The 22,385-nt window shown below is 59.8% G+C and carries 19 protein-coding genes and 1 pseudogene; 11 read left to right on the forward strand and 9 right to left on the reverse strand.

Annotated features, from left to right (window positions below; genetic code table 11):
* Nucleotides 1-24: 24 nt before the first annotated feature.
* The gene (locus FW800_RS08795) at nt 25-231 is read right to left on the reverse strand and encodes a SlyX family protein (protein WP_003209796.1); all 207 of its coding nucleotides are present in this window, start codon (nt 229-231) and stop codon (nt 25-27) included.
* Nucleotides 232-234: 3 nt separating this feature from the next.
* Nucleotides 235-660, reverse strand: coding sequence for an HIT domain-containing protein (locus FW800_RS08800; protein ID WP_032879698.1), 426 nt, complete (start codon nt 658-660; stop codon nt 235-237).
* A gap of 740 nt (nt 661-1,400) precedes the next feature.
* Here FW800_RS08800 and FW800_RS08805 point away from each other — a divergent pair.
* A complete protein-coding gene (locus FW800_RS08805) occupies nt 1,401-2,681 on the forward strand; it encodes an OprD family porin (protein ID WP_228308908.1) in 1,281 nt (426 codons plus the stop codon).
* 181 nt (nt 2,682-2,862) lie between these two features.
* Here FW800_RS08805 and FW800_RS08810 read toward each other — a convergent pair whose 3' ends face one another.
* Both FW800_RS08810 and FW800_RS08815 read right to left on the reverse strand, forming a co-directional pair.
* Nucleotides 2,863-3,705 carry a mechanosensitive ion channel family protein gene (locus FW800_RS08810; RefSeq protein ID WP_005790935.1) on the reverse strand — a complete coding sequence of 281 codons (843 nt, stop codon included), beginning with the start codon at nt 3,703-3,705 and terminating at the stop codon, nt 2,863-2,865.
* 136 nt (nt 3,706-3,841) lie between these two features.
* Nucleotides 3,842-4,327, reverse strand: coding sequence for a YajQ family cyclic di-GMP-binding protein (locus tag FW800_RS08815; RefSeq protein WP_003193880.1), 486 nt, complete (start codon nt 4,325-4,327; stop codon nt 3,842-3,844).
* 123 nt (nt 4,328-4,450) lie between these two features.
* Between FW800_RS08815 and FW800_RS08820 the strand changes: the two genes are divergently transcribed.
* The 3 genes from FW800_RS08820 to FW800_RS08830 are packed head-to-tail and all read left to right on the forward strand — an operon-like array spanning nt 4,451 to nt 8,032.
* Entirely contained in the window at nt 4,451-5,368 is a 918-nt protein-coding gene (locus FW800_RS08820) for a putative 2-dehydropantoate 2-reductase (protein WP_446437439.1), read from the forward strand.
* Nucleotides 5,369-5,414: 46 nt separating this feature from the next.
* A complete protein-coding gene (locus FW800_RS08825) occupies nt 5,415-7,451 on the forward strand; it encodes an ATP-binding protein (protein ID WP_446437440.1) in 2,037 nt (678 codons plus the stop codon).
* A 2-nt stretch (nt 7,452-7,453) separates the two neighbouring features.
* Nucleotides 7,454-8,032: a cob(I)yrinic acid a,c-diamide adenosyltransferase gene (locus FW800_RS08830; protein ID WP_005790941.1), complete on the forward strand. Its 579-nt coding sequence runs from the start codon at nt 7,454-7,456 to the stop codon at nt 8,030-8,032.
* 118 nt (nt 8,033-8,150) lie between these two features.
* Here the strand turns inward: FW800_RS08830 and FW800_RS08835 are convergent, their stop codons facing one another.
* The 3 genes from FW800_RS08835 to secA all read right to left on the reverse strand — a co-directional run bounded on the left by FW800_RS08835 (nt 8,151) and on the right by secA (nt 13,192).
* Nucleotides 8,151-9,095 (reverse strand): Nudix family hydrolase, encoded by a 945-nt coding sequence (locus tag FW800_RS08835; protein ID WP_148852628.1) that lies wholly within the window; start codon nt 9,093-9,095, stop codon nt 8,151-8,153.
* Between the two features lie 19 nt (nt 9,096-9,114).
* The gene (gene argJ / locus FW800_RS08840; RefSeq protein WP_005790945.1) at nt 9,115-10,332 is read right to left on the reverse strand and encodes a bifunctional glutamate N-acetyltransferase/amino-acid acetyltransferase ArgJ; all 1,218 of its coding nucleotides are present in this window, start codon (nt 10,330-10,332) and stop codon (nt 9,115-9,117) included.
* A 124-nt stretch (nt 10,333-10,456) separates the two neighbouring features.
* Nucleotides 10,457-13,192 (reverse strand): preprotein translocase subunit SecA, encoded by a 2,736-nt coding sequence (secA, locus tag FW800_RS08845; RefSeq protein ID WP_248130780.1) that lies wholly within the window; start codon nt 13,190-13,192, stop codon nt 10,457-10,459.
* Between the two features lie 306 nt (nt 13,193-13,498).
* On the opposite strand from secA, the gene FW800_RS08850 reads away from it, so the two are divergent.
* The gene (locus tag FW800_RS08850) at nt 13,499-13,954 is read left to right on the forward strand and encodes a DUF721 domain-containing protein (RefSeq protein ID WP_005790949.1); all 456 of its coding nucleotides are present in this window, start codon (nt 13,499-13,501) and stop codon (nt 13,952-13,954) included.
* Between the two features lie 3 nt (nt 13,955-13,957).
* Here the strand turns inward: FW800_RS08850 and FW800_RS08855 are convergent, their stop codons facing one another.
* The gene (locus tag FW800_RS08855) at nt 13,958-15,436 is read right to left on the reverse strand and encodes a helicase HerA-like domain-containing protein (protein ID WP_446437441.1); all 1,479 of its coding nucleotides are present in this window, start codon (nt 15,434-15,436) and stop codon (nt 13,958-13,960) included.
* Nucleotides 15,437-15,641: 205 nt separating this feature from the next.
* On the opposite strand from FW800_RS08855, the pseudogene FW800_RS08860 reads away from it, so the two are divergent.
* From FW800_RS08860 to FW800_RS08880, 5 genes and pseudogenes are all read left to right on the forward strand, one after another.
* A pseudogene (locus FW800_RS08860) lies at nt 15,642-16,673 on the forward strand (HAMP domain-containing protein); the annotation flags it as partial.
* Between the two features lie 93 nt (nt 16,674-16,766).
* Nucleotides 16,767-17,531, forward strand: coding sequence for a methyl-accepting chemotaxis protein (locus tag FW800_RS08865; RefSeq protein ID WP_371920269.1), 765 nt, complete (start codon nt 16,767-16,769; stop codon nt 17,529-17,531).
* A gap of 148 nt (nt 17,532-17,679) precedes the next feature.
* On the forward strand, nt 17,680-18,801 hold the full coding sequence (locus FW800_RS08870; protein ID WP_446437442.1) for a glycosyltransferase family 4 protein: 1,122 nt from the start codon (nt 17,680-17,682) through the stop codon (nt 18,799-18,801).
* Nucleotides 18,794-19,546, forward strand: a complete 753-nt coding sequence (locus FW800_RS08875; protein WP_446437443.1) for a DUF2334 domain-containing protein — start codon at nt 18,794-18,796, stop codon at nt 19,544-19,546. The genes FW800_RS08870 and FW800_RS08875 overlap by 8 nt, the downstream gene beginning before the upstream one ends.
* Entirely contained in the window at nt 19,534-20,643 is a 1,110-nt protein-coding gene (locus FW800_RS08880; RefSeq protein WP_446437444.1) for a lysylphosphatidylglycerol synthase transmembrane domain-containing protein, read from the forward strand. The genes FW800_RS08875 and FW800_RS08880 overlap by 13 nt, the downstream gene beginning before the upstream one ends.
* A gap of 124 nt (nt 20,644-20,767) precedes the next feature.
* Here FW800_RS08880 and purU read toward each other — a convergent pair whose 3' ends face one another.
* Nucleotides 20,768-21,616, reverse strand: coding sequence for a formyltetrahydrofolate deformylase (purU, locus tag FW800_RS08885; RefSeq protein ID WP_005790961.1), 849 nt, complete (start codon nt 21,614-21,616; stop codon nt 20,768-20,770).
* Nucleotides 21,617-21,966: 350 nt separating this feature from the next.
* Here purU and mvaT point away from each other — a divergent pair, with 350 nt between their 5' ends.
* Nucleotides 21,967-22,341, forward strand: coding sequence for a histone-like nucleoid-structuring protein MvaT (gene mvaT / locus FW800_RS08890; RefSeq protein WP_005790963.1), 375 nt, complete (start codon nt 21,967-21,969; stop codon nt 22,339-22,341).
* Nucleotides 22,342-22,385 lie beyond the last annotated feature (44 nt).

Below are 22,385 nucleotides of genomic sequence, written 5' to 3' on the forward strand. Positions count from 1 at the left end.
GCGGTTTTTTATGGCCTGTGCATTTCAATAGTGCGGCGGCGGCGCTTCTTCTTCAGATGACTCGAACTGGCCGCCCATTTCTTCCTGGCGCTTGAGCAAGGCCGTCATTTGCAATTGCAGGCGTTCAACCGCCCGCTGCTGGGTGACCAGGATGTCGTTGAGGGTCTCGATGGTGTCGTCCTGGAAGGCCAGGCGGCTTTCCAGGTCGGTAACGCGGGCTTGCAGGTCCATGATTCAGTCCTGGGTAAAGATGAAGTCGGCAGGCAACAGCGCACGCAATCGAGCGCGAATCGCCGCCACTTGCTCTTGGGTATAGGGCCGGGCCGGGTGCTTGCCCCACACCGGAGCCGGCCAGGCGGCGTCATCGCGTTTGCGCACGATCACATGCACATGCAATTGGCTGACGACGTTACCCAGCGCACCGATGTTCATCTTGTCAGCGGCCAGCCCCTCGTTAAGCAGTTGCGCCAGGGCCGTCGTTTCTTGCCACAAGGTTTGTTGATCTGCGACATCCAGTTGAAACACTTCGCTGATACCGTCGATGCGTGGCACCAGAATGAACCAGGGGTAATTGGCGTCATTGGACAGCAGCAGGCGACAGAGCGGGAAGTCCCCAATGGCCAAGGTGTCTTGTTGCAGGCGTTGATCTAAGGCGAACACGTGGGCACTCCGTTCGGCAGGTCGGGACAGGCGCCCAGCATACCTTTGAACGCCTGAGGCTTCACGGCCAATCCTGGCACTGTTGAGGCAGGCGGGTAAAAAATGCACCTTTTGGAGGCAGAAAAACAGTTGATCTACGCTAGACCGGGCCTTTACGGCACGCACCAAAATGACCCATTCGTGCGTCAAAGGGATCCGCCAATTACCCACTGATGGGGGTGAACCGGTAACGTTTTACCCAAGTGAAGGTTTTGCGGGGCACCCGACAGTGGTAACACCCTGGACGTCAAGCCCAAACCAAACGGCGTAAGAGGCCCGTGCTTATGCGGTTTTTACATTCCCATCACGCTTTTCACGAAAAAATGACATTCGGTCGCCGGTTTGAGCACGCTTGTTGCATTCACCCCCGTATCGTCGGCAACGGCACCCGTCTGGAAGCAGGTGTTTCGCGATAAAAGTAGTGGCGTTTCAGTGTGTATCAAGGAAGTGTTCAAACTTTGAAAGAAGTCTGAAAACAGCATTGAAGTTGTCAGCCTGGATACATTTTGGGCTGTGAATTTGCGACATGGATCTAGCGATTTACGACAGCCTCGTAAAGAAGCTGAAAGGATAATTGAGTAAGTATCGTCAATAGAGCCTGCGTGAGATAACTTTGCGCCGGCAAAAAAAGAAAGAGCCGCCCAGATAAAAATACAGGTGGGACGGCAGTACTCTTCCTAAAACCAAAGGAGCAAATCACGATGCGCGTGATGAAGTGGAGCATGATCGCCCTGGCTGTTTCAGCAGGCACCTCGCAGTTCGCAATGGCGTCCGCCCAGGACGATTCCAAGGGCTTTGTTGAAGACAGTACTTTCAGCATCAATACTCGCGCTCTGTACTTCAGCCGCGACTTCCGTAACAACCCGTCGGGCCCAGGCTCCAAAAGCCGCGCCGAAGAAACCGGCCTGGGCTTCAATGCCCTGTACGAATCGGGCTTCACCCAGGGCACCATTGGTGTCGGTGTGGACGTGATCGGCCTGATGGGCCTCAAGCTCGACAGCGGCAAGGGTCGCGCCGGCACAGGTCTGTTCCCTACCGGTTCCGACGGTCGCTCCCAGGACGACTACTCCAAAGGCGGCGGCGCAGTTAAGTTCCGCATCTCCAATACCGTGTTGAAAGTGGGTGACCAATACACCACCGCACCGGTGTTCGCCTCTGATGACAGCCGTCTGTTGCCGGAGCTGCCACAAGGTATCTCGATCACCAGCAACGAGATCAAGGGCCTGAAGCTTGAGGGCGGCCACTTCACCTCAAGCGTCGCGCAAAACCAGACCTACCATGACAGCCTGGGCCTGACCAAAACCGACTTTGTCGGCGGCGTCTATGCCTTCACTCCAGAAGTCACCGGTAGCCTGTACTACGCGAAAACCGAAGATTACTTCCGCAAGTACTACAGCAACCTGAACTGGACCCACGCCCTGAGCGATGACCAGTCGTTCGCGCTGGACTTCAACATCTACGATACCAAGAGCGATGGCGCCGGCCTGCAACGTGCAGAGAAGGATGGTGTGACCAAGCTCGACAACCGCGCGTTCAGCTTGCAGGGTGCCTACACCATCGGCGCGCACACCTTCACCCTGGCAGCCCAGAAGGTTACCGGTGACGGCGACTACGGCTACGGCGTAGACGGCGGCGGCACGGTGTTCCTGGCCAACTCCATCGCCCGTTCCGACTTCAACGCCGAAGGCGAGAAGTCCTACCAGGCGCGCTATGACATCAACATGGCAACCTTCGGCATTCCTGGCCTGAGCTTCATGACGCGTTACGTTACCGGTAGCGGCGCCAACACCGGCACTACCAGCAACGGCAAAGAATGGGAACGCGACATCGAAGCCAAGTACGTGATCCAGAGCGGCCCGGCAAAAAACCTGAGCCTGCGCCTGCGTCAAGCGACTTATCGTTCCGGGGATGGCGTTTACTACGGTTCGCCTTCGATCGACGAACTGCGCCTGATCGCGAACTACCCGCTGAACATCTTGTAATTGCCGGTTTAATTACAACGATGGCTTGAGGCTTCGGCCTTAAACAAAAAGCCGCTCCTGCGTTTAACAGGGAGCGGCTTTTTTATTGCAGTTTTGTTTCAACCAACAAAACAACTAGCAAGCTAAGTAACTAGTTTATCAAAGCTGACCTTTCGGCCAACTTCGATAGCAGTACGCCAATTTATTTCGGCGCACTTTCCTGCATCACGCGAATAACCCGTTGTGGAAACGGAATATCAATCCCTGCCGCTTTCAAACGGTCACGTGCCAGTTCATTAAACATAAACACCACGTCCCAATAATCCGGGGTGTTGGTCCAGCAGCGCAGCGAAACGGTGATGGAGCTGTCGCCCAGGGTCGATACCACCGCTACAGGCGCAGGATCAGCCAGCACGCGGGGATCTTTGGCCAGCTCCAGCAACACTTCACGGGCTTTCTGCAGGTCGGCCTCGTAGTCCACGCCCACATCAAACACCACCTTGCGGGTCGGCTGGCGGTTGGTGTTGGTGATGATGCCGTTGGACAGGATGCCGTTCGGCACGATCACTGTCTTGTTGTCACCGGTACGGATCACGGTGTGGAAGATCTGGATGCTATCGACGGTACCCGAGGTGCCCTGCGCTTCGATCCAGTCACCGATGCGGAACGGACGAAACAGCAGAATCAGCACACCACCAGCGAAGTTCGCCAGGCTGCCCTGCAATGCCAGGCCGATCGCCAGGGTTGCCGCACCGATGGCGGCGACGAACGAGGTGGTTGCCACGCCGATCATCGAGGCCACGCTGACGATCAGCATAACTTTCAGCGCAATGTTCGCCAGGCTGGTGACGAAGTGCTGCAGCGCCAGGTCGGCGTTGCGCACGGCCAGCAAACGGCCTACACGATGGGTAAAGACATTGATCAGCCACCAGCCAATGGCCAGGGTGATCACTGCCAGTAATACCCGGCTGCCATATTCCATGATCATGGGGATCCAAGACTGAGAGGTCTTGATCAGGTGATCCATTTCAGCGTTCAAATCCATCTACTTTCTCCTGTGGTGCGGCGATAGGGCTCTATTGACTGCCTGAAAACGCAATTGAGCCCCGAAGGGCTCAATTGTAGGCACTGATTCTGGGGCGTGGGACGTCAAAAACACCCACAGGTTCCCCAAAGTGCCATCAGTCGCGGAAGTTATTGAACTGCAGCGGCATATCGAAAGTCTTGGCACGCAGGGCCGCAATAGCCTCTTGCAGATCATCGCGCTTCTTGCCGGTGACGCGAACCTGCTCGCCCTGAATGGCGGCCTGGACCTTGAGCTTGGCGTCCTTGATGTGGGCGACGATCTTCTTCGCCAGTTCCTTGTCGATGCCTTCCTTGAGCACGGCTTCCTGCTTCATCAGCTTGCCGGAAGCATAGGCGTCCTTGACTTCAAGGCACTGCACGTCGATCTTGCGCTTGACCAGGGCCAGCTTGAGGATCTCGATCATCGCTTCCAGCTGGAAATCGGCTTCAGCGGTCAGGTTGACGGTCAGTTCCTTTTCCTTGAATTCGAAGCTGCCCTTGCCTTTCAGGTCATAGCGACGGTCCAGTTCCTTGACGGCGTTCTCGACGGCGTTGGTGACTTCGTGTTTGTCCAGTTCAGATACCACGTCGAACGAAGGCATGTGATTTCTCCAATATAAGGGGCGGGCTCAGTAGAGATGGAGCGCGCCCGAGCTAAAATTCCGGGGCATTATAGCGGTTCTTTCGCGCCATTCACCGCTGGCGACCTTATGGAGCACACACTGATGTCGACCCCCTGGCATATTCTTGGCGCCGGCAGCCTGGGCACCCTCTGGGCCACGCGACTGGCGCGCGCCGGCGTGCCCGTCAGGCTGATTCTTCGTAACCAGGCGCGCCTGGCCAGCTATCGCGCCGGCCAAGGGCTGACCCTGGTGGAACGCGGTGTGGAACACACTTATCCGGTCATCGGCGAAACGCCTGACAGCCCGGAGCCGATTCGGCGTCTGCTAGTAGCATGCAAAGCCTACGACGCTCAAAGCGCCATCGCCCAGTTGCAGCATCGACTGGCGCCGGACGCCGAATTGATCCTGCTGCAAAACGGCCTCGGCAGCCAGGACGCGGTGGCTGCGCAATGGCCGTCGGCGCGCTGCATCTTTGCCTCCAGCACTGAAGGTGCATTTCGCGATGGCGATTGGCGCGTGGTATTCGCCGGCCATGGCTACACTTGGCTGGGTGACGCGAGCCATCCCACCCCACCGCTGTGGCTGGATGATCTGCAAGCGGCGGGCATTCCCCATGAATGGGCCACTGATATCCTGACGCGCCTGTGGCGCAAGCTCGCGCTCAATTGCGCCATCAACCCACTGACCGTGCTGTACCACTGCCGCAACGGCGGTTTGAGCGCCCACCACTGCGAGGTCGCCACGCTCTGCGCCGAACTGGCCGAACTGCTGGAGCGCTGCGGCCAGCCTGCGGCTGCACAGGACTTGCACAGCGAAGTCGAGCGAGTAATCCAGGCCACCGCCGCCAACTATTCCTCCATGTACCAGGACGTCGCCAACGCCCGACGTACCGAGATCAGCTACCTGCTGGGCTACGCTTGCCAGGCCGCGGCCCGCCATCAGTTGGCAGTGCCGCATCTGCAACAGGTGCACGCGCGCCTGGTGACGCATTTGCTCGCACGCGGATTGGCCAGCGACTGAGGCACGCGCTACCCTGCCTACCTGTCTATCACCTGGGAAAACCCTGATGCCACTGCGCCAGCGTCTTGAAAATCTACCGGTAGGGCAGAAACTGCTGGCGGCCCTGCTAGTACTGTTGACCACCGTATTGCTGGTGGCCAACCTGACGTTTATCAGCGCTGCTTACTGGATCTCCCAGGAAAGCATGGCCCCCCAGGCCCTGCAGGCCATCGGTCGGCTGGTGTCCAACCCGTCGCTTGCCGAACAGGCGCTTGAATCCCCGGCCAAGGCCGAGGCACTGCTCAACGAACTGACCAGCTATTCACCGTTGCGCGCCGCCGCCCTGTATGACGGCGAAGGCAACCGCCTGGCGCAGATGCAACACGGCGACCGCCTGCACCTGCCGGACCACTACCGGCATATTGAAGCGTGGCGTGTTACCGAGTTTCGCAGCAACCAGGTCATCACCCTGCCCCGTGGCAACCAGCCTTCCGGGCATTTGCTGCTGGTGGCCAGCAGTGAGCTGCCGGTGGCCTTCTATACCGGCACGCTGACCGCGAGCCTGGGCATCCTGATCTTCAGTGTGTTGCTGTGGCTGGTCATCGCCCGGCAGATCAAACGCCTGATTACCCGCCCCATCCATGAACTGGAAGAGCTTTCGCGCCAGGTCACCCGCGAAGAGAACTACGCCCTGCGCGCAGGGCCTGGCAACCATGATGAAATCGGCAGCCTGGCCGAAGCTTTCAACACCATGCTGTCGCGTATCGAAGCCCGCGAGCAGCAACTCAAGCGCGCCCGCGACGACTCCCAGGCCGCCTACGACCAGGCCCAGGGTTTGGCCGAAGAAACCCGGCATACCAACCGCAAGCTCGAACTGGAAGTTCAGGTGCGCAGCAAGATCGAGAAAAAACTCACCGGTTTCCAGAACTACCTCAACAGCATCATCGACTCGATGCCCTCGGCGCTGATCGCCCTGGATGAACAGCTCTACGTCACTCAGTGGAACCAGGAAGCCACTGCCCTCTCCGGCACGCGCCTGGACGAAGCTCTGAACCAGCCGATCTTTCTGGCCTTCCAGCCCCTCAAGCCGTACCTGCCACAAATCAAGGCAACGGTGGAGCAACACTCGGTGGAGCGGATAGAACGGGTCACCTGGATCAAGGACGACGAGCCCAAGCATTACGCCCTGACGTTCTATCCATTGATGGGCGGTGCCGGGCGCGGCGTGGTGATCCGGATCGACGACATCACCCAGCGCCTGTCCCTGGAAGAAATGATGGTGCAATCTGAGAAGATGCTCTCGGTCGGCGGCCTCGCGGCCGGTATGGCCCATGAGATCAACAACCCTCTGGGCGCCATCCTGCATAACGTGCAGAACATTCGCCGCCGCCTGTCCCCCGACCTGCCCAAGAACCTGGAGCTCGCCGAACAAGTGGGGATTGAACTGGACACGGTCAATCGCTACCTGCAAGGCCGCGAAGTCCCGCAGTTGCTCGACGGCATCCAGCAAGCTGGCGCCCGCGCCGCGAAAATCGTCACCCACATGCTCAGCTTCAGCCGGCGCAGTAATCGCCAGATGGCCCCCTGCGACTTGCCGGCCTTGATCGACCAGGCCGTGGAAATTGCCGGCAACGATTTTGACCTCACCATCGGCTTCGACTTCAAGGGCCAAGCGATCATCCGCCAGTTCGACCCGCAACTGGGCCCCGTGCCCGGCACCGCCAACGAGCTGGAACAAGTGCTGCTCAATTTGCTGAAGAACGCCGCGCAGGCCATTCACCTGCGTGAAGACGACAGCGAACCGGGGCGCATTATCCTGCGCACCCGCCTCAACCCGCCGTGGGCAGAAATCCAGGTGGAAGACAACGGCATCGGCATGAGCGAAAACGTGCGCAAACGCACGTTCGAGCCGTTCTTCACCACCAAGGAAATCGGCCAGGGCACCGGGCTTGGGCTGTCGGTGTCGTATTTCATCATTACCAACAACCACAAGGGCCAGATGGAAGTGCATTCCACCCTGGGCCAGGGCACGTGCTTTACCTTGCGCCTGCCGCTTGCCGGCAGCCAATTGCCCCCCACTGAACTTACCCAACTGGAGCACTGACCATGGGCTTTCGCCTGTCGAAGATCTACACCCGTACCGGCGACAAGGGCGAGACCGGCCTCGGCGACGGCCGCCGCGTGCCCAAGGACCACCCACGCGTGGAGGCGATTGGCGAGGTGGATACGCTGAACAGCCAGTTGGGCTTGCTGCTGGCCAACCTTGAAGAGCAAAGCGGCAAGCATCCGGCGCTAATGGATGTGATTGAGGTGCTCACACCTTGCCAACATCGCCTGTTCGACCTGGGCGGCGAGCTGGCGATGCCGGTGTACAAGGCATTGAATGCGGCGGAAGTGGATCGGCTGGAAGCGGCGATTGATCGCTGGAATGAGGAGGTTGGGCCGCTGGAGAACTTCATCCTGCCTGGCGGCTCGGCGTTGATCGCCCAAGCCCATGTGTGTCGTAGCCTGGCGCGCAGTGCGGAGCGGCGGTGTCAGCACCTGAATGCGCTGGAGCCGCTGGAAGGCGTGGGGTTGGCGTATATCAATCGGTTGTCGGACTTGCTGTTTGTGGCGGCCAGGGTGATTGCCCGGCGCCAAGGTGTTGCTGAAGTGTTATGGCAGGCGGCTGCCAAGCCACACTGAGACTTATCGGTTGACTGGCAAGACCTCATCGGGAGCAAGCCCCCTCCCACATTTTGAATTGTGAATACATTCAAGTGTGGGAGGGGGCTTGCTCCCGATAGGGCCCGTCAGCGCAACATCAAACCTGCGGCCAGAAGGCCCGAATCCCAGCCACGCCTTGCGCCCCGGCTTCCCAGGCCTGCTCCCGCTGCGCAGGCCCAACCCCGCCCAGCAGAAACACCGGCTTACTGAACCCGGCGATCAACTGCGCCGCCTGCTCCCAACCTAAAGGCTGCGCATCCGGATGCGTCTGGGTCGGCTGTACCGGCGACAGCGTGACAAAGTCCACGTCCATCATCTCTGCCAGTGCCAGCTCTTCGGCGTTGTGGCAAGAAGCCGCCAACCAGCGATCCTTCGGCAGCGGTCGGCCTTTGCTCGCATACTTACGCAGTTGCGCCGAGGTCATGTGCCAGCCGGCGGCAGGGAAATCCCCCAGCCATTCGAACGGCCCTTTAAGCATCAGTTGTGCCTTGCCGGCACACAAGCCAACCGCATCCACCGCCAGATCGCGGTATTTGGGGTCATAACCGTTGGGCGCACGCAGTTGAACCAGCTTGATGCCACCAGCGATGGCCTGCTGGATACCGCGCAACAACATCGGGGTTTCCAGCTCACCGGGGGTGATCAGGTACTCGGCGGGCAGGCGCGCAGCAGCAACAATCGGCGCATTCGCCGCCGGGAACTCGTAGTTGAGCAAGTCCCGCGGCGACACCCATTCCAACGGCTGCCCTTCGGCCCCATGAGGCTCGCCGGTAAAAGCCGAGACTTCCCAGACATCCAGCAATACCTGCTTGTCCGGGTAGTCGTGCTGCACCTTGATCAGCGGCCGCGCCGTGGTGACCTGGATGCCCAGCTCTTCCTGCAATTCACGGGACAAGGCCGTGGCGACCGACTCATCGGCCTCCACCTTGCCGCCGGGAAATTCCCAGAGGCCGCCTTGATGCTGGGTATCGGCACGGCGCGCCAACAGGATCCTGCCGTCGACACCGCGGATCACCGCTGCTGCTACATGCACTCGTTTCACCACCAGTTTCCTCTTGGTATCAGGTACGGTATTCCGCGTTGATCTTCACGTATTCGTGGGACAGGTCGGTAGTCCAGATGGTTTCGCTGCACTCGCCGCGGCCCAGTTCGATGCGGATGGTGATTTCTTCCTGCTGCATCACCGCCGAGCCCTGGGCTTCGGTGTAGGTTTCGGCACGGGCACCGCGGCTGGCGATGCATACGTCGCCCAGGAACACGTCGATCTTGCTCACGTCCAGGTCCGGCACGCCGGCACGGCCAACGGCGGCCAGGATACGCCCCCAGTTAGGGTCCGATGCAAACAGTGCGGTCTTGATCAGCGGCGAGTGAGCCACGGTGTAACCCACATCCAGGCATTCCTGATGGTTGCCGCCGCCATTGACTTCAACCGTGACGAACTTGGTCGCGCCCTCGCCGTCGCGCACGATGGCCTGGGCCACCTCCATGCACACTTCAAACACGGCCTGTTTCAACGCCGCAAACAGCGGGCCTTCGGTGGACGTGATTTCCGGCAAGTTGGCCTGGCCAGTGGCGATCAGCATGCAGCAGTCGTTGGTGGAAGTGTCGCCGTCGATGGTGATGCGGTTGAACGACTTGTTGGCGCCATCGAGCATCAGGCGCTGCAGCACATCGCGGGAGACTTTGGCGTCGGTGGCGATATAACCGAGCATGGTGGCCATGTTCGGACGGATCATGCCTGCGCCCTTGCTGATACCGGTCACGGTGACGGTCACGCCGTCATGCACGAACTGGCGGCTCGCGCCTTTTGGCAAGGTGTCCGTGGTCATGATGCCGGTGGCCGCAGCCGCCCAGTTATCCACAGACAGGTCATCCAGCGCAGCCTGAAGGGCGCCTTCGATTTTTTCCACTGGCAGCGGCTCACCGATCACGCCGGTGGAGTACGGCAGCACTTGGCTGGCGTCCACGCCGGCCAGTTGCGCCAGCTTGGCGCAGGTGCGCGCAGCCGCCACCAGGCCAGGCTCGCCGGTGCCGGCGTTGGCGTTACCGGTATTGGTCAGCAGGTAGCGAATCGACCCGGCCACCCGTTGCTTGGCCAGGATCACTGGCGCGGCGCAAAAAGCGTTGAGGGTGAATACACCTGCCACGGTCGAGCCTTCGGCACAGCGCATCACTACCACATCCTTGCGCCCCGGGCGCTTGATGCCGGCCGAAGCGATACCGAGTTCAAAACCGGCGACCGGGTGCAATGTGGGCAAAGGACCAAGACCAACAGCCATGTATGCGCTCCTTGAAATAGATGATGTCTGTGCCGTCGCTATCGACGGTGGGAATTAATGGCAAAACGCCGCGACGGCTGGTGCCGGTCGCGGCGCAGGGGTGTTGCAGCGTCAGGCGAAAATCTTATTCGATCTGGCCGTGGCAGTGTTTGTATTTCTTGCCCGAACCGCAGAAGCACAGCTCGTTGCGGCCCAGTTTCTGATCATTGCGAACCGGGCTTTGAGCCAGGGCCACGTCGACCTCTTCGCCCAACGCTTCAGGCGCGTCCAGGCCCGGAGCCTCGTCATGCTGGAACTGCATGCGCGCAGCCAGTGCTTCGGCTTCCTGACGCAGGCGTGCCTCTTCTTCGATCGGGTCTTCGCGACGCACCTGAACGTGGGACAGCACGCGAATCGAATCGCGTTTGATCGAATCCAGCAGTTCGGAGAACAGTGTGAACGACTCGCGCTTGTACTCCTGCTTCGGGTTCTTCTGGGCGTAACCGCGCAGGTGGATGCCGTGACGCAGGTGGTCCATGGTCGACAGGTGGTCTTTCCACAGGTCGTCCAGCACGCGCAGCACGATTTGCTTCTCGAAGGTGCGCAGTGCTTCGGCACTCGCCTGCTCTTCTTTCTCGTTGTACGCGGCCAGCAGTTCGGCCATCAGTTTTTCGCGCAGGGTTTCTTCGTACAGGTGGTCGTCTTCGTCCAGCCATTGCTGAACCGGCAAGTCGACACCGAAGTCGCTCTTCAACGCGGCTTCCAGGCCGGCAACATCCCACTGTTCAGGCAGGGACTGTGGCGGGATATGGGCGCTGACGGTAGCATTGAGCACGTCCTGACGGAAGTCAGCGATGGTCTCGCCAATATTGTCGGCGGCCAGCAACGTGTTACGCATGTGATAGATCACTTTACGCTGTTCGTTGTTGACGTCATCGAACTCGAGCAGTTGCTTGCGAATGTCGAAGTTGCGGCCTTCGACCTTGCGCTGGGCTTTCTCGATGGCGTTGGTCACCATGCGGTGCTCGATCGCTTCACCGGACTGCATGCCCAGGGCCTTCATGAAGTTCTTCACCCGATCAGAGGCGAAGATGCGCATCAGGCTGTCTTCCAGCGACAGGTAGAAACGGCTGGAACCGGCGTCCCCCTGACGGCCGGCACGGCCACGCAGCTGATTGTCGATACGGCGCGATTCGTGACGCTCGGAGGCGATCACCTGCAAGCCACCGGATTCCAGCACGGCCTGGTGGCGCTTCTGCCAGTCAGCCTTGATCTGGGCGATCTGCTCAGGGGTCGGGTTGTCGAGCGAGGCCACTTCCACTTCCCAATTGCCGCCCAACAGGATGTCGGTACCACGACCGGCCATGTTGGTGGCGATGGTCAGCGCGCCAGGGCGACCGGCCTGGGCAATGATCTCGGCTTCCTTTTCGTGGAACTTGGCGTTGAGTACCTTGTGCTCGATGCCTTCCTTGTTAAGCAGGTTGGACACGTGCTCGGAAGTTTCGATAGTGGCGGTACCCACCAGGATCGGGCGGCCCTTGGCCATGCCGTCCTTGATGTCGTTGATGATCGCCGCGTATTTCTCTTCGGCAGTCAGGAACACCAGGTCGTTGTAGTCTTTACGCGCCAACGGTTTGTTCGGCGGGATGACCATCACGGCCAGGTTGTAGATCTGGTGGAACTCGAACGCTTCAGTGTCGGCCGTACCGGTCATGCCGGACAGTTTGTTGTACAGACGGAAGTAGTTCTGGAAGGTGGTGGACGCCAACGTCTGGCTTTCGGCCTGGATGTTGAGGTGTTCCTTCGCTTCGATGGCCTGGTGCAGGCCTTCGGACAGACGGCGACCGGGCATGGTACGACCGGTGTGTTCGTCAACCAGCACGACCTGGCCGTCCTGCACGATGTATTCGACGTTGCGATGGAACAGCTTGTGGGCGCGCAGGCCGGCGTACACGTGGGTCAACAGGCCCAGGTTGTGCGCGGAGTACAGGCTTTCACCCTCGGCCAGCTCGCCGATCTGGGTCAGCATCTCTTCGACGAACTGGTGACCGGCTTCGTTGAGTTCGACCTGGCGGGTCTTCTCGTCGATGCTGAAGTGACCTTCTTTGGTCACCACGCCTTCGACTTCCTCGATGTGCTGCTCCAGGCGCGGGATCAACTTGTTGATCTCGGTGTACAGGCGCGAGCTGTCTTCGGCCTGACCGGAGATGATCAGCGGCGTACGGGCTTCGTCGATGAGGATGGAGTCGACTTCGTCGATCACGGCAAAGTTGAGTTCACGCTGGAATTTTTCTTCCATGCTGAACGCCATGTTGTCGCGCAGGTAGTCGAAACCGAATTCGTTGTTGGTGCCGTAGGTAATATCGGCGGCGTAGGCAGCGCGCTTCTCTTCCGGCGGCTGGAACGGCGTTACCACGCCGACGGTCAGGCCGAGGAATTCATACAGCGGGCGCATCCAGTTGGCGTCCCGGCGGGCCAGGTAGTCGTTCACCGTCACAACGTGCACGCCCTTGCCGGACAGTGCGTTGAGGTAAACGCCCAGGGTTGCCACCAGGGTCTTGCCTTCACCGGTACGCATTTCGGCAATCATGCCTTCATGCAAGGTCATGCCGCCGATCAACTGGACGTCGAAGTGGCGCATGCCCATAACGCGCTTACCGGCTTCGCGGGCTACCGCGAAGGCTTCGGGCAGCAGCTTGTCGAGGGTTTCACCTTTGGCTATGCGGGCCTTGAACTCTTGGGTCTTGGCGCGCAATTGCTCGTCCGACAGAGCAACCATCTGCTCCTCGAAGGCATTGACCAGCTGCACCGTCTTGAGCATGCGTTTGACTTCGCGCTCATTCTTGCTTCCAAAAAGTTTCTTTAACAAAGGCGCAAACATATCGGCAGGTTCTTCCACACATAGGGATGGAGGGCGCACCGTGAGTGGCCCGAGCAGCCCTCACGGCCGCATTGCGAACGCGCATTCTACCCGGAATCGTGGGTGAGGAAAGTAACGTTGTTTCCCGATGCAGGCGCGGCGCTATGAGAGGGCTTGTTTAAAATAAGGGCTTTTGCGCGAACTTCAACCCATAGAGCGCAGAAGTTACTTATTGATTTCATGGGTAAAGCCCAGCCAAGGCATGGCCGCGGGGCGTACCGGCGCTTTCTGGTAAGATAACCGCTCTGTTACCTAAGGTGTCTAAACATGGCATTTCGCCCTCTTACAGCCCGCGCTCCCGGCGTGTTGCTTCGCGAAGCCAAGCCGTTGAAAGCCATCTTTGGCCATGCGCAACGCTTGGGTCGTTTGCAGCGCCTGCTTGAAAGCCAGTTGCAACCGGCCGCACGTGAGCATTGTCATGTGGCGTCCTGGCGAGAAGGCAATCTGTTATTAATTGTCACTGATGGCCATTGGGCCACACGCTTGCGCTATCAGCAAAAACGCTTGCAGCGCCAGTTGATGGTCTTTGATGAGTTCGCCGGTTTGACGCGCATTCAGTTCAAGGTACAGCCGCCCACCGTGCCGCAAGGCGCAGTGGGGCATACAATGGACCTGTCGGAAAATGCGGCCGAAACCCTCCAGGCAACCGCCGAAGGGATCAGCGACCCAGGCTTGCGCGCAGCCCTGGAACGGCTGGCCGCCCATGCCCGGCCCAAAGCCTGAACACTACTTGCGTTTGCTGCCGCCCAGCAACGAGCCCAACAGGCCACGCACCAACTGGCGCCCCATTTGATTGGCCGCCTGCTGCATGGCTGACTTCAGCGCCTTGCCGGCAGTAGTTCCCAGGAATGCACCGGCCTTGTCGGTAAAGCTCGGTTCTTCGGCGGTCGGTGCGGTTTCCTCGGTGGGCCCAAGTTCCTTGCGAGCCATCAGCACTTCATAGGCCGACTCCCGGTCAACCGGTTTGTCATAGCGGCCCAACAGCGGCGAACTGGCGACCAATGCCGCACGCTCTGCTGCGCTGAGCGGCCCGATCCGCGATTGCGGGGGAGCAACCAGTACGCGCTGGACGACTTCCGGGGTGCCCTTTTCCTGCAAGGTTCCCACCAACGCCTCACCCGTCCCCAACTCTGTGAGCACCGACAAGGTATCGAAGGTCGGGTTGGGCCGGAAACCATCGGCCACCGCCCGCAGGGATTTCTGCTCTTTGGCGGTGAACGCACGCAAACCATGCTGAATGCGCAAACCCAGTTGCGCCAGCACCGTATCCGGCAAGTCGCCCGGCGATTGGGTGACAAAGTACACGCCGACGCCTTTGGAGCGGATCAAGCGTACGACTTGCTCCAGACGTTCCTGCAAGGCTTTTGGCGTATCCGCGAACAGCAAATGCGCCTCGTCGAAAAACAGCGCCAGCAGCGGTTTGTCGGCATCGCCACGCTCCGGCAACTGCTCAAACAACTCTGCCAGCAGCCACAACAGGAAGGTCGCGTAGACCTTCGGCGCTTCATGCACCAGCCGGCTGGCATCGAGCAGATGAATGCGCCCGCGGCCATCGCTGGCCGGTTGCAGAATATCTTCCAGTTGCAGGGCCGGCTCGCCAAACAAGGCTTCGGCGCCCTGCTGCTCCAGCACCGCCAGGCGCCGCAACAGCGCCTGGCTGGAACCGGTGGTCATCAACGCCGCGTCGTCACCCAGCAGCTCCGGGTGATAGCGCAGGTGATTGAGCAGTGCCTTGAGATCCTTGAGGTCCAGCAGCAACAGACCTTCGCGGTCGGCCACCTTGAAGGTCGCATAGAGCGCCGATTGCTGGCTGTCAGTCAGCTCCAACAAGCTGCCGAGCAACAACGGGCCCATTTCGCTGATGGTGGTGCGCAGCGGATGACCGGACTGCCCGTGGATATCCCACAGGGTGACCGGATACGCCTGGGCCGTGTAATCCAGGAACGGCATACCGGCAATGCGCTCGGCCACTTTGCCCTGAGGGTTGGCGGCGGCGCCCAGGCCACAGAGGTCGCCCTTGATGTCAGCGGCGAACACCGCCACGCCCGCATCACTGAAGGCTTCGGCCAGGCGCTGCAAGGTGACGGTCTTGCCGGTGCCGGTGGCGCCGGCGATCAACCCATGACGGTTGGCCAGGCGCATGGACTGGGCGATGGGCTGGCCGTCAAGGCCGGCACCGATAAGCAGTTGTGTGGACTCAGGCATTTCGTCACCTATGGTTAATCTTTAGTGCCGCGAGGTCGATATAGACGGATGTAAGCCCGACAAAGACTAAAAAATGGTCAGATAATTCCGATATGGACCAACGGAGCTATCACCAGAAATACCACACCTTTTTTAACGCTGCCATTTTGCGCCTCCCCTATAGGACGCGCCTCGGATATTAAGACCTTAGCGGACCCTACAAGCCATGAATAAAAATCTGCGCTTCAGCCACAAGATCCTGCTTGCAGCCTCCCTTATCGTCATCGCCGCCTTCGCGTTGTTTACCCTTTACAACGACTACCTGCAGCGCAATGCGATTCGTGACGACCTCAATAACTACCTGCACGAAATGGGCGACGTTACCGCCAGCAATATCCAGACCTGGCTCACCGGGCGTATCGCCCTGGTGGAAAACGCTGCGCAAAACATTGCCATCAATCCTGAACCGTCCGTGGTTGCCAGCCTGCTGGAACAGAAAGCGCTGACGTCTTCGTTCATGGCGACCTACGTGGGTGACAGCCAGGGCACCTTCACCATTCGCCCTGACACCAAGATGCCCGACGGCTTCGACCCGCGTGTTCGCCCCTGGTACAAGGGCGCCCAGGCCAGCAATGGCTCAACCCTGACCGAACCTTATATAGACGCGGCCACCGGGCAACTGATCATCTCCGTGGCCACCCCCAGCGCCAAGGGCGGCCAAAGTATCGGTGTGGTAGGCGGCGACCTGAGCCTGCAAACCCTGGTGGATAACATTGGCGCGCTGGATTTCGGCGGCATGGGTTATGCCTTCCTGGTCAGTGCCGACGGCAAGGTGCTGGTGCACCCGGACAAAACCCTGGTGATGAAGACCCTGGCTGACGTGTATCCAAAGGACACGCCGAAGATCAGCAGCGACTTCAGCGAAGTACAAGCCAACGGCAAAACCAACATCGTGACCTTCACCCCGATCAAGGGCCTGCCATCGGTGAACTGGTACCTGGGTGTGTCGGTGGATAAAGCCAAGTCGTTCGCCATGCTCAGTGAGTTCCGCACATCAGCCGTGATCGCCACGATCATCGCGGTGGTGATCATCATCGCCTTGCTGGGCATGTTGATCCGCGTGCTGCTACAGCCGTTGCACCTGATGACCCGGGCCATGCAGGACATCGCCGACGGCGAGGGCGACCTGACCCGGCGCCTGATCATCCAGAACAACGATGAGTTCGGCACCCTGGGTACGGCCTTCAACCGCTTCGTGGAGCGCATCCACACCTCGATTCGCGAAGTGTCGTCAGCCACCGAGCAGGTCAATGAAGTGGCGCTGCGCGTGGTCAGCGCCTCCAATTCGTCGATGGTCAACTCCGACGAACAGGCCAACCGCACCAACAGCGTCGCCGCCGCCATCAACCAACTGGGTGCCGCCGCCCAAGAGATCGCGCGCAACGCTGCGCAAGCCTCCAATCAGGCCAGCGACGCCCGGCATTTGGCTGAAGACGGCCAGCAAGTGGTTGAGCGCAATATCAAGGCAATGACGCAGTTATCGAGCATGATCAGCGCCTCCAGCAGCAATATCGAAGCACTTAACAACAAAACAGTGAATATCGGCCAGATCCTGGAAGTGATCACCAGCATTTCCCAGCAAACCAACCTGCTGGCGCTCAACGCCGCCATCGAAGCGGCGCGCGCCGGGGAAGCCGGGCGTGGCTTTGCGGTGGTGGCCGATGAAGTGCGCAACCTGGCCCATCGCACTCAGGAATCGGCGCAACAGGTGCAAACGATGATCGAGGAGCTACAAGTGGGCGCGCGCGATTCGGTCAGTACCATGAGTGAAAGCCAGCGTCACAGCCTGGACAGCGTTGAAATCGCCAACCTGGCCGGTGAGCGCTTGAACAGCGTGACCCAGCGCATTGGCGAGATCGACGGCATGAACCAGTCGGTCGCCACCGCCACTGAAGAACAGACCTCGGTAGTGGAGTCGATCAACATGGACATCACCGAGATCAACACCCTCAATCAGGAAGGGGTGGAAAACCTGCAATCGACGCTGCGCGCCTGCTCGGACCTGGAACAACAGGCCTCGCGCCTGAAGCAATTGGTGGGTAGCTTCCGGATCTGAGGTCCCCCACCTTAATCCACCTGTAGGAGCGAGCAAGCTCGCTCCTACACAGTGCATTTTTCCGCTCCCGCCACCTTCATCCTGCGAATCTAAACCGAACATCTATCCTTACCTCAGGTCCATCTAGGGAGAGCAATGGATCGGAGGGATGTTCATCGTGCATATCGCTGACATAACCATGTTCTACGCCCCGGCAAGCGGTGGCGTACGCACTTACCTCGATGCCAAGCATCGACGTCTGGCGCTCAAGCCCGGGATTCGCCATAGCCTGTTGATCCCCGGCGCGCACTTGAGCGAACAGGACGGGGTCTTCAAAGTACCGGCCCCTGCCCTGCCCTTTGGCAAGGGTTACCGCTTCCCCCTTCGCCTGGCGCCCTGGCGAAATGTCCTGCACGATTTACAGCCCGATCTGATCGAGGTCGGCGATCCATACCTGACTGCCTGGGCAGCGCTGGATGCCCGGCGTCAGTCGGATGTGCCGGTCATCGGCTTCTACCACTCCGACCTGCCGCTGCTGGTGAGCAACCGCATGGGTCCCTGGTTTACTCCCAACGTTGAAGCCTATGTCAGCAAACTCTATGGGAATTTTGACCGGGTGCTCGCCCCCAGCCAGGTAATGGCCGACAAACTCAGTGGACTCGGGGTAAAAAACGTCTTCGTCCAACCCCTGGGGGTTGACCTGCACACCTTCACCCCGGATGTGCGCGACCCCGGCCTGCGCGCCGAACTGGGGATTGGCGAGGATACGCGGCTGTTGATCTTCGCCGGACGCGGTTCCAAGGAGAAGAACCTGCCGGTACTGCTCAACTGCATGAAGCGCCTGGGCGAGGGCTACCACTTGTTGCTGGTGGGCTCCGGTATGCCAGCCAGCGTGCCGGACAATGTCACTGTGATAGATGGTTTCCGCCCCGCTCACCATGTCGCCCGGCTGATGGCCAGCGCCGACGCCTTGTTGCATGGCGGCGACCAGGAAACCTTCGGCCTGGTGATTCTGGAAGCCATGGCCAGTGGCATCCCGGTCGTCGCCGTCGCGGCCGGGGCCTTTACCGAGATTGTCGATGAGCGCTGTGGCCTGCTGTGTGCCCCCAACGACCCCAAGGCGATGGCCGATTCGGTGCGCGAACTGTTCAGCACCGACAGCCGGCGTTTGGGCGCCCAGGCTCGGCGCCATGTCGAGCAGCATTACGCGTGGGACACGGTGGTTGACAGCCTGCTGGGGCATTACCACGCGGTGCTGGGCAGTCATAAGCCGATGCTCGCCCATGGCTGAGCCTGCGCTGATGCTGGTGCTGCACGACGTGGCACCGAGCACCTGGGCCGACTACCGGCCCTTTGTCGAGGCCGTCGATGCCTTGGGCAACGTGCCCATCACCTGGCTGGTGGTGCCGGACTTCCATCACCATGATGCCCTGGCAGCCCACCGCGATTTTCGCCGCCTGCTCGACAGCCGCATCGCCAAGGGCGACGAACTCGCCTTGCACGGCTATTACCACTGCGACGACCAACCTGCGCCGCGTTCGCCGAAAGAGTGGTTCATGCGGCGCATCTACACCCATGAAGGCGAGTTTTACCAGTTGTCCGAGGCCGAGGCGTTACGGCGTCTTACTGCCGGCATCGAAATATTCCAGCGCAATGACTGGCCGTTGCACGGCTTTGTCGCCCCGGCCTGGTTGATGAGCGAAGGCACCCGCCAGGCGTTGCGCCAGTTACCGCTTTGCTACACCAGCGACCCGCAGCATCTTTATCGCCTGCCTGACTTCACCCCTATCGATGCCCCGGGTCTGGTCTGGAGCGCCCGCAGCGCCTGGCGCCGCAGGCTGTCCAAAGTGCTCAGCGACCGGCGCGAACAGCGCTGGCGCGAGGCCCCGTTGATCCGATTGGGATTGCACCCGGTGGACATGCGCCACGAGTTTTCCCGTCGTTACTGGCTGCAAACCCTGCAACGCCTGCTCAACGCGGGTCGTCGCCCCCACACCAAGGCCGCCTGGCTGAAGACGCAGTCATGGGCCGATTGATCTGGCTGCTGTTGGCCCTCTTGGTCGCACTGTTGATACCCGTATGGCTGGGCGGCGGCGAAACGGTTGCGCGCCTGCGGCAGTTTCCCTTGCCCCAACTAGTGGGGATGTTTGCCATGATTATCGGCGGCTGGCTGATCAACAGCCTGCGTCTGCGCCTGTTGCTGGGCGAGCAAGGCAGCCAACTGGGACGGCTCAAAAGCCTGGGGGCAGTGATATCGACCGAGTTCGCCATGTGCGCCACGCCCGGCGGCAGCGGCGGACCGCTGACCCTGATGGCGTTGTTGGCGCGCAATGGCATACGCCCTGCCCGTGCGAGCGCGGTATTCGCCATGGACCAGTTGAGCGATTTGCTGTTTTTTCTGTGCGCCTTGGCGGGAATCGTTTTGTATGCGCTGTTCCATAGCCTCAACCCGCGCCTGGAATGGTTGCTGGGGCTCAGTGTCATATCGATGATCGGCGGGATCATCAGTGGCCTGGCGGTGGTGCGTTTTCATCGTCGGCTGATTCGCCTGGCCGGCGCGATGCTCAAGGCCATTAGAGTAAGGGCCCCCACCCGTCGGCGCTGGGCTCGCAGGTTGCTGCGTTTTCTCGCGGCGTTCACTGCCACACTGAAATTACCCTGGCCCTTGTTGCTCGGAGTGTTCGCGCTGACCAGCCTGCATTGGTTGTTGCGCTACAGCGTGTTGTACCTGGCGCTGCGCGGTTTGGGCGGGGATGTGCAGTGGGCCTTGAGCTTCCTGATCCAGATGCTGTCCCTGACGGCGGGGCAGTTCAGTCTGTTGCCGGGCGGGGCGGGAGCGGCAGAGCTGACATCAGCGGCCTTACTGGCCCCCATGGTCGGCAAGTCCACTGCGGCAGCGGCAATCCTGATCTGGCGGGCGGTCACCTATTACTTCTATCTGCTGGCCGGCGCCCCGGTCTTTGTGCTGATGGTCGGCAAACCGCTGTTCAAGCGTCTTTTACAGGCTCGACAGGCGGCTCGTCCTGCGCCTGCAGCTGTTCCCACAAACGGGCCGCATCGGGAAACTCAGTACCATCCTCGGCGCCCAGTGCCTGCGGGTCGTAGCGACTCAGACAACCCTCGCCCACCGTAGCGGGCGCCCTGGAGGTGGCTTTATCGAGTGGATCGGTCATAGAGGCCTCCTTGATAGCAGGAATAAAAAAGGGCCTGAGGAGTTTTACTCCCAGGCCCCTGCTTATTCAACCAAACCCGAACGATCAGAACACCACGGTCTTGTTGCCGTGTACCAATACCCGATCTTCCAGGTGGTAACGCAGGCCACGGGCCAGCACCATCTTCTCGACGTCCCGGCCAAACCGCACCATGTCTTCGATGCTGTCACTGTGGCTGACACGCACCACGTCCTGTTCGATGATCGGGCCGGCGTCCAGCTCTTCGGTGACGTAGTGGCACGTCGCGCCAATCAATTTCACGCCGCGCAGGGAAGCCTGGTGATACGGCTTGGCCCCAACAAACGATGGCAAGAAACTGTGATGGATATTGATCACCTTGCCGGCGTATTCGCGGCACAGTTCAGGTGGCAGGATCTGCATATAACGCGCCAGCACCACCACATCCGCTTCGTGCTGCTTGACCAGGCGCGACACCTCGGCGAATGCCGGCTCCTTGTCCTGCGGGTTGACCGGTACGTGGTAGTACGGGATGCCATGCCACTCGACCATGCTGCGCAGGTCGTCATGGTTGGAGATCACGCAGGCGATCTCGCAGTCCAGCTCGTCGCTGTGCCAACGGTGCAGTAGATCTGCCAGGCAGTGGGATTCGCGGCTGGCCATCAGCACCACGCGTTTTTTCTGTTCCGTGTCGGTGATGTGCCAGGTCATCGAAAACTCTTCAGCGATGGGCGCAAACGCCTCGCGGAAAGCTTCCAGGCCAAAGGGCAGCGTATCGGCACGAATTTCGTGACGCATGAAAAACCAACCGCTGAGATCGTCCGAGTGATGGCTCGCCTCGGTGATCCAACCATTGTGGGAAGCCAGAAAGTTACTGACCTTGGCAACGATGCCAACCCGGTCCGGGCAAGCAATCACCAGCCGAAAAGTGCGCATTAGGGGGGAACTCCAGAACTTCGCAAAGGCCGCTATTCTAGCGATTGCGCAGAAAAACTGCAGTATTCCTTGCGCCTTATTCTGCAGCCGCCTGGTGGCAACAGCCCTTAATAGCGTAAGGCTTTACCATCGCTATATGACCGTACAACGGCACGCCCAGACAGTTAGCGAAAAATTAAGGTATTTATCTTTCGGCGTAACGGCTGCCAATTAACACTTTTGCATCGCTTTGCCACAAACATTCAATCTGCTTCACATAAATATCTTCTTAAATGTTTACTTGGTGAAATTGCCTGACTATTATTAGGCCACTCACCCTGTCAATCAGCGTTCTACATAAGGTAGTCCACATGTCCCTGATCAACGAATACCGCGCCACCGAAGAAGCAATCAAAGAGCTGCAAGCCCGTTTGAAGAACCTGTCCCAAGACGACAAGCTGCAAACCGAGCTGGAATTCGAAGGCAAACTGCGCACCCTGATGGGTGAATACTCCAAATCCCTGCGTGACATCATCGCGCTGCTGGATCCAGAGTCGAAAGTTAAAGCGCCGCGCGGCGCTGTAAAAACTACCGGCACCAAGCGTGCTCGCAAAGTCAAGCAATACAAAAACCCGCACAACGGCGAAGTGATTGAAACCAAAGGTGGCAACCACAAAACTCTGAAAGAGTGGAAAGCCAAGTGGGGCGGCGACGTAGTTGAAGGTTGGGCGACTCTGCTGGGCTAAGCCTGGTCGGACGTTCACCCGATACGCTACACATTAAAAACGCC

This window comes from Pseudomonas sp. 910_23, from assembly GCF_052850795.1.

What these genes read in the sequence shown, in the direction of transcription:
- FW800_RS08795 (WP_003209796.1), bottom strand. Translation starts at nt 231, where the DNA reads ATGGACCTGCAAGCCCGCGTTACCGACCTGGAAAGCCGCCTGGCCTTC.
- FW800_RS08805 (WP_228308908.1), top strand. Translation starts at nt 1,401, where the DNA reads ATGCGCGTGATGAAGTGGAGCATGATCGCCCTGGCTGTTTCAGCAGGC.
- FW800_RS08810 (WP_005790935.1), bottom strand. Translation starts at nt 3,705, where the DNA reads ATGGATTTGAACGCTGAAATGGATCACCTGATCAAGACCTCTCAGTCT.
- FW800_RS08815 (WP_003193880.1), bottom strand. Translation starts at nt 4,327, where the DNA reads ATGCCTTCGTTCGACGTGGTATCTGAACTGGACAAACACGAAGTCACC.
- FW800_RS08820 (WP_446437439.1), top strand. Translation starts at nt 4,451, where the DNA reads ATGTCGACCCCCTGGCATATTCTTGGCGCCGGCAGCCTGGGCACCCTC.
- FW800_RS08825 (WP_446437440.1), top strand. Translation starts at nt 5,415, where the DNA reads ATGCCACTGCGCCAGCGTCTTGAAAATCTACCGGTAGGGCAGAAACTG.
- FW800_RS08830 (WP_005790941.1), top strand. Translation starts at nt 7,454, where the DNA reads ATGGGCTTTCGCCTGTCGAAGATCTACACCCGTACCGGCGACAAGGGC.
- argJ (WP_005790945.1), bottom strand. Translation starts at nt 10,332, where the DNA reads ATGGCTGTTGGTCTTGGTCCTTTGCCCACATTGCACCCGGTCGCCGGT.
- secA (WP_248130780.1), bottom strand. Translation starts at nt 13,192, where the DNA reads ATGTTTGCGCCTTTGTTAAAGAAACTTTTTGGAAGCAAGAATGAGCGC.
- FW800_RS08850 (WP_005790949.1), top strand. Translation starts at nt 13,499, where the DNA reads ATGGCATTTCGCCCTCTTACAGCCCGCGCTCCCGGCGTGTTGCTTCGC.
- FW800_RS08855 (WP_446437441.1), bottom strand. Translation starts at nt 15,436, where the DNA reads ATGCCTGAGTCCACACAACTGCTTATCGGTGCCGGCCTTGACGGCCAG.
- FW800_RS08865 (WP_371920269.1), top strand. Translation starts at nt 16,767, where the DNA reads ATGGTCAACTCCGACGAACAGGCCAACCGCACCAACAGCGTCGCCGCC.
- FW800_RS08870 (WP_446437442.1), top strand. Translation starts at nt 17,680, where the DNA reads ATGTTCATCGTGCATATCGCTGACATAACCATGTTCTACGCCCCGGCA.
- FW800_RS08875 (WP_446437443.1), top strand. Translation starts at nt 18,794, where the DNA reads ATGGCTGAGCCTGCGCTGATGCTGGTGCTGCACGACGTGGCACCGAGC.
- FW800_RS08880 (WP_446437444.1), top strand. Translation starts at nt 19,534, where the DNA reads ATGGGCCGATTGATCTGGCTGCTGTTGGCCCTCTTGGTCGCACTGTTG.
- purU (WP_005790961.1), bottom strand. Translation starts at nt 21,616, where the DNA reads ATGCGCACTTTTCGGCTGGTGATTGCTTGCCCGGACCGGGTTGGCATC.
- mvaT (WP_005790963.1), top strand. Translation starts at nt 21,967, where the DNA reads ATGTCCCTGATCAACGAATACCGCGCCACCGAAGAAGCAATCAAAGAG.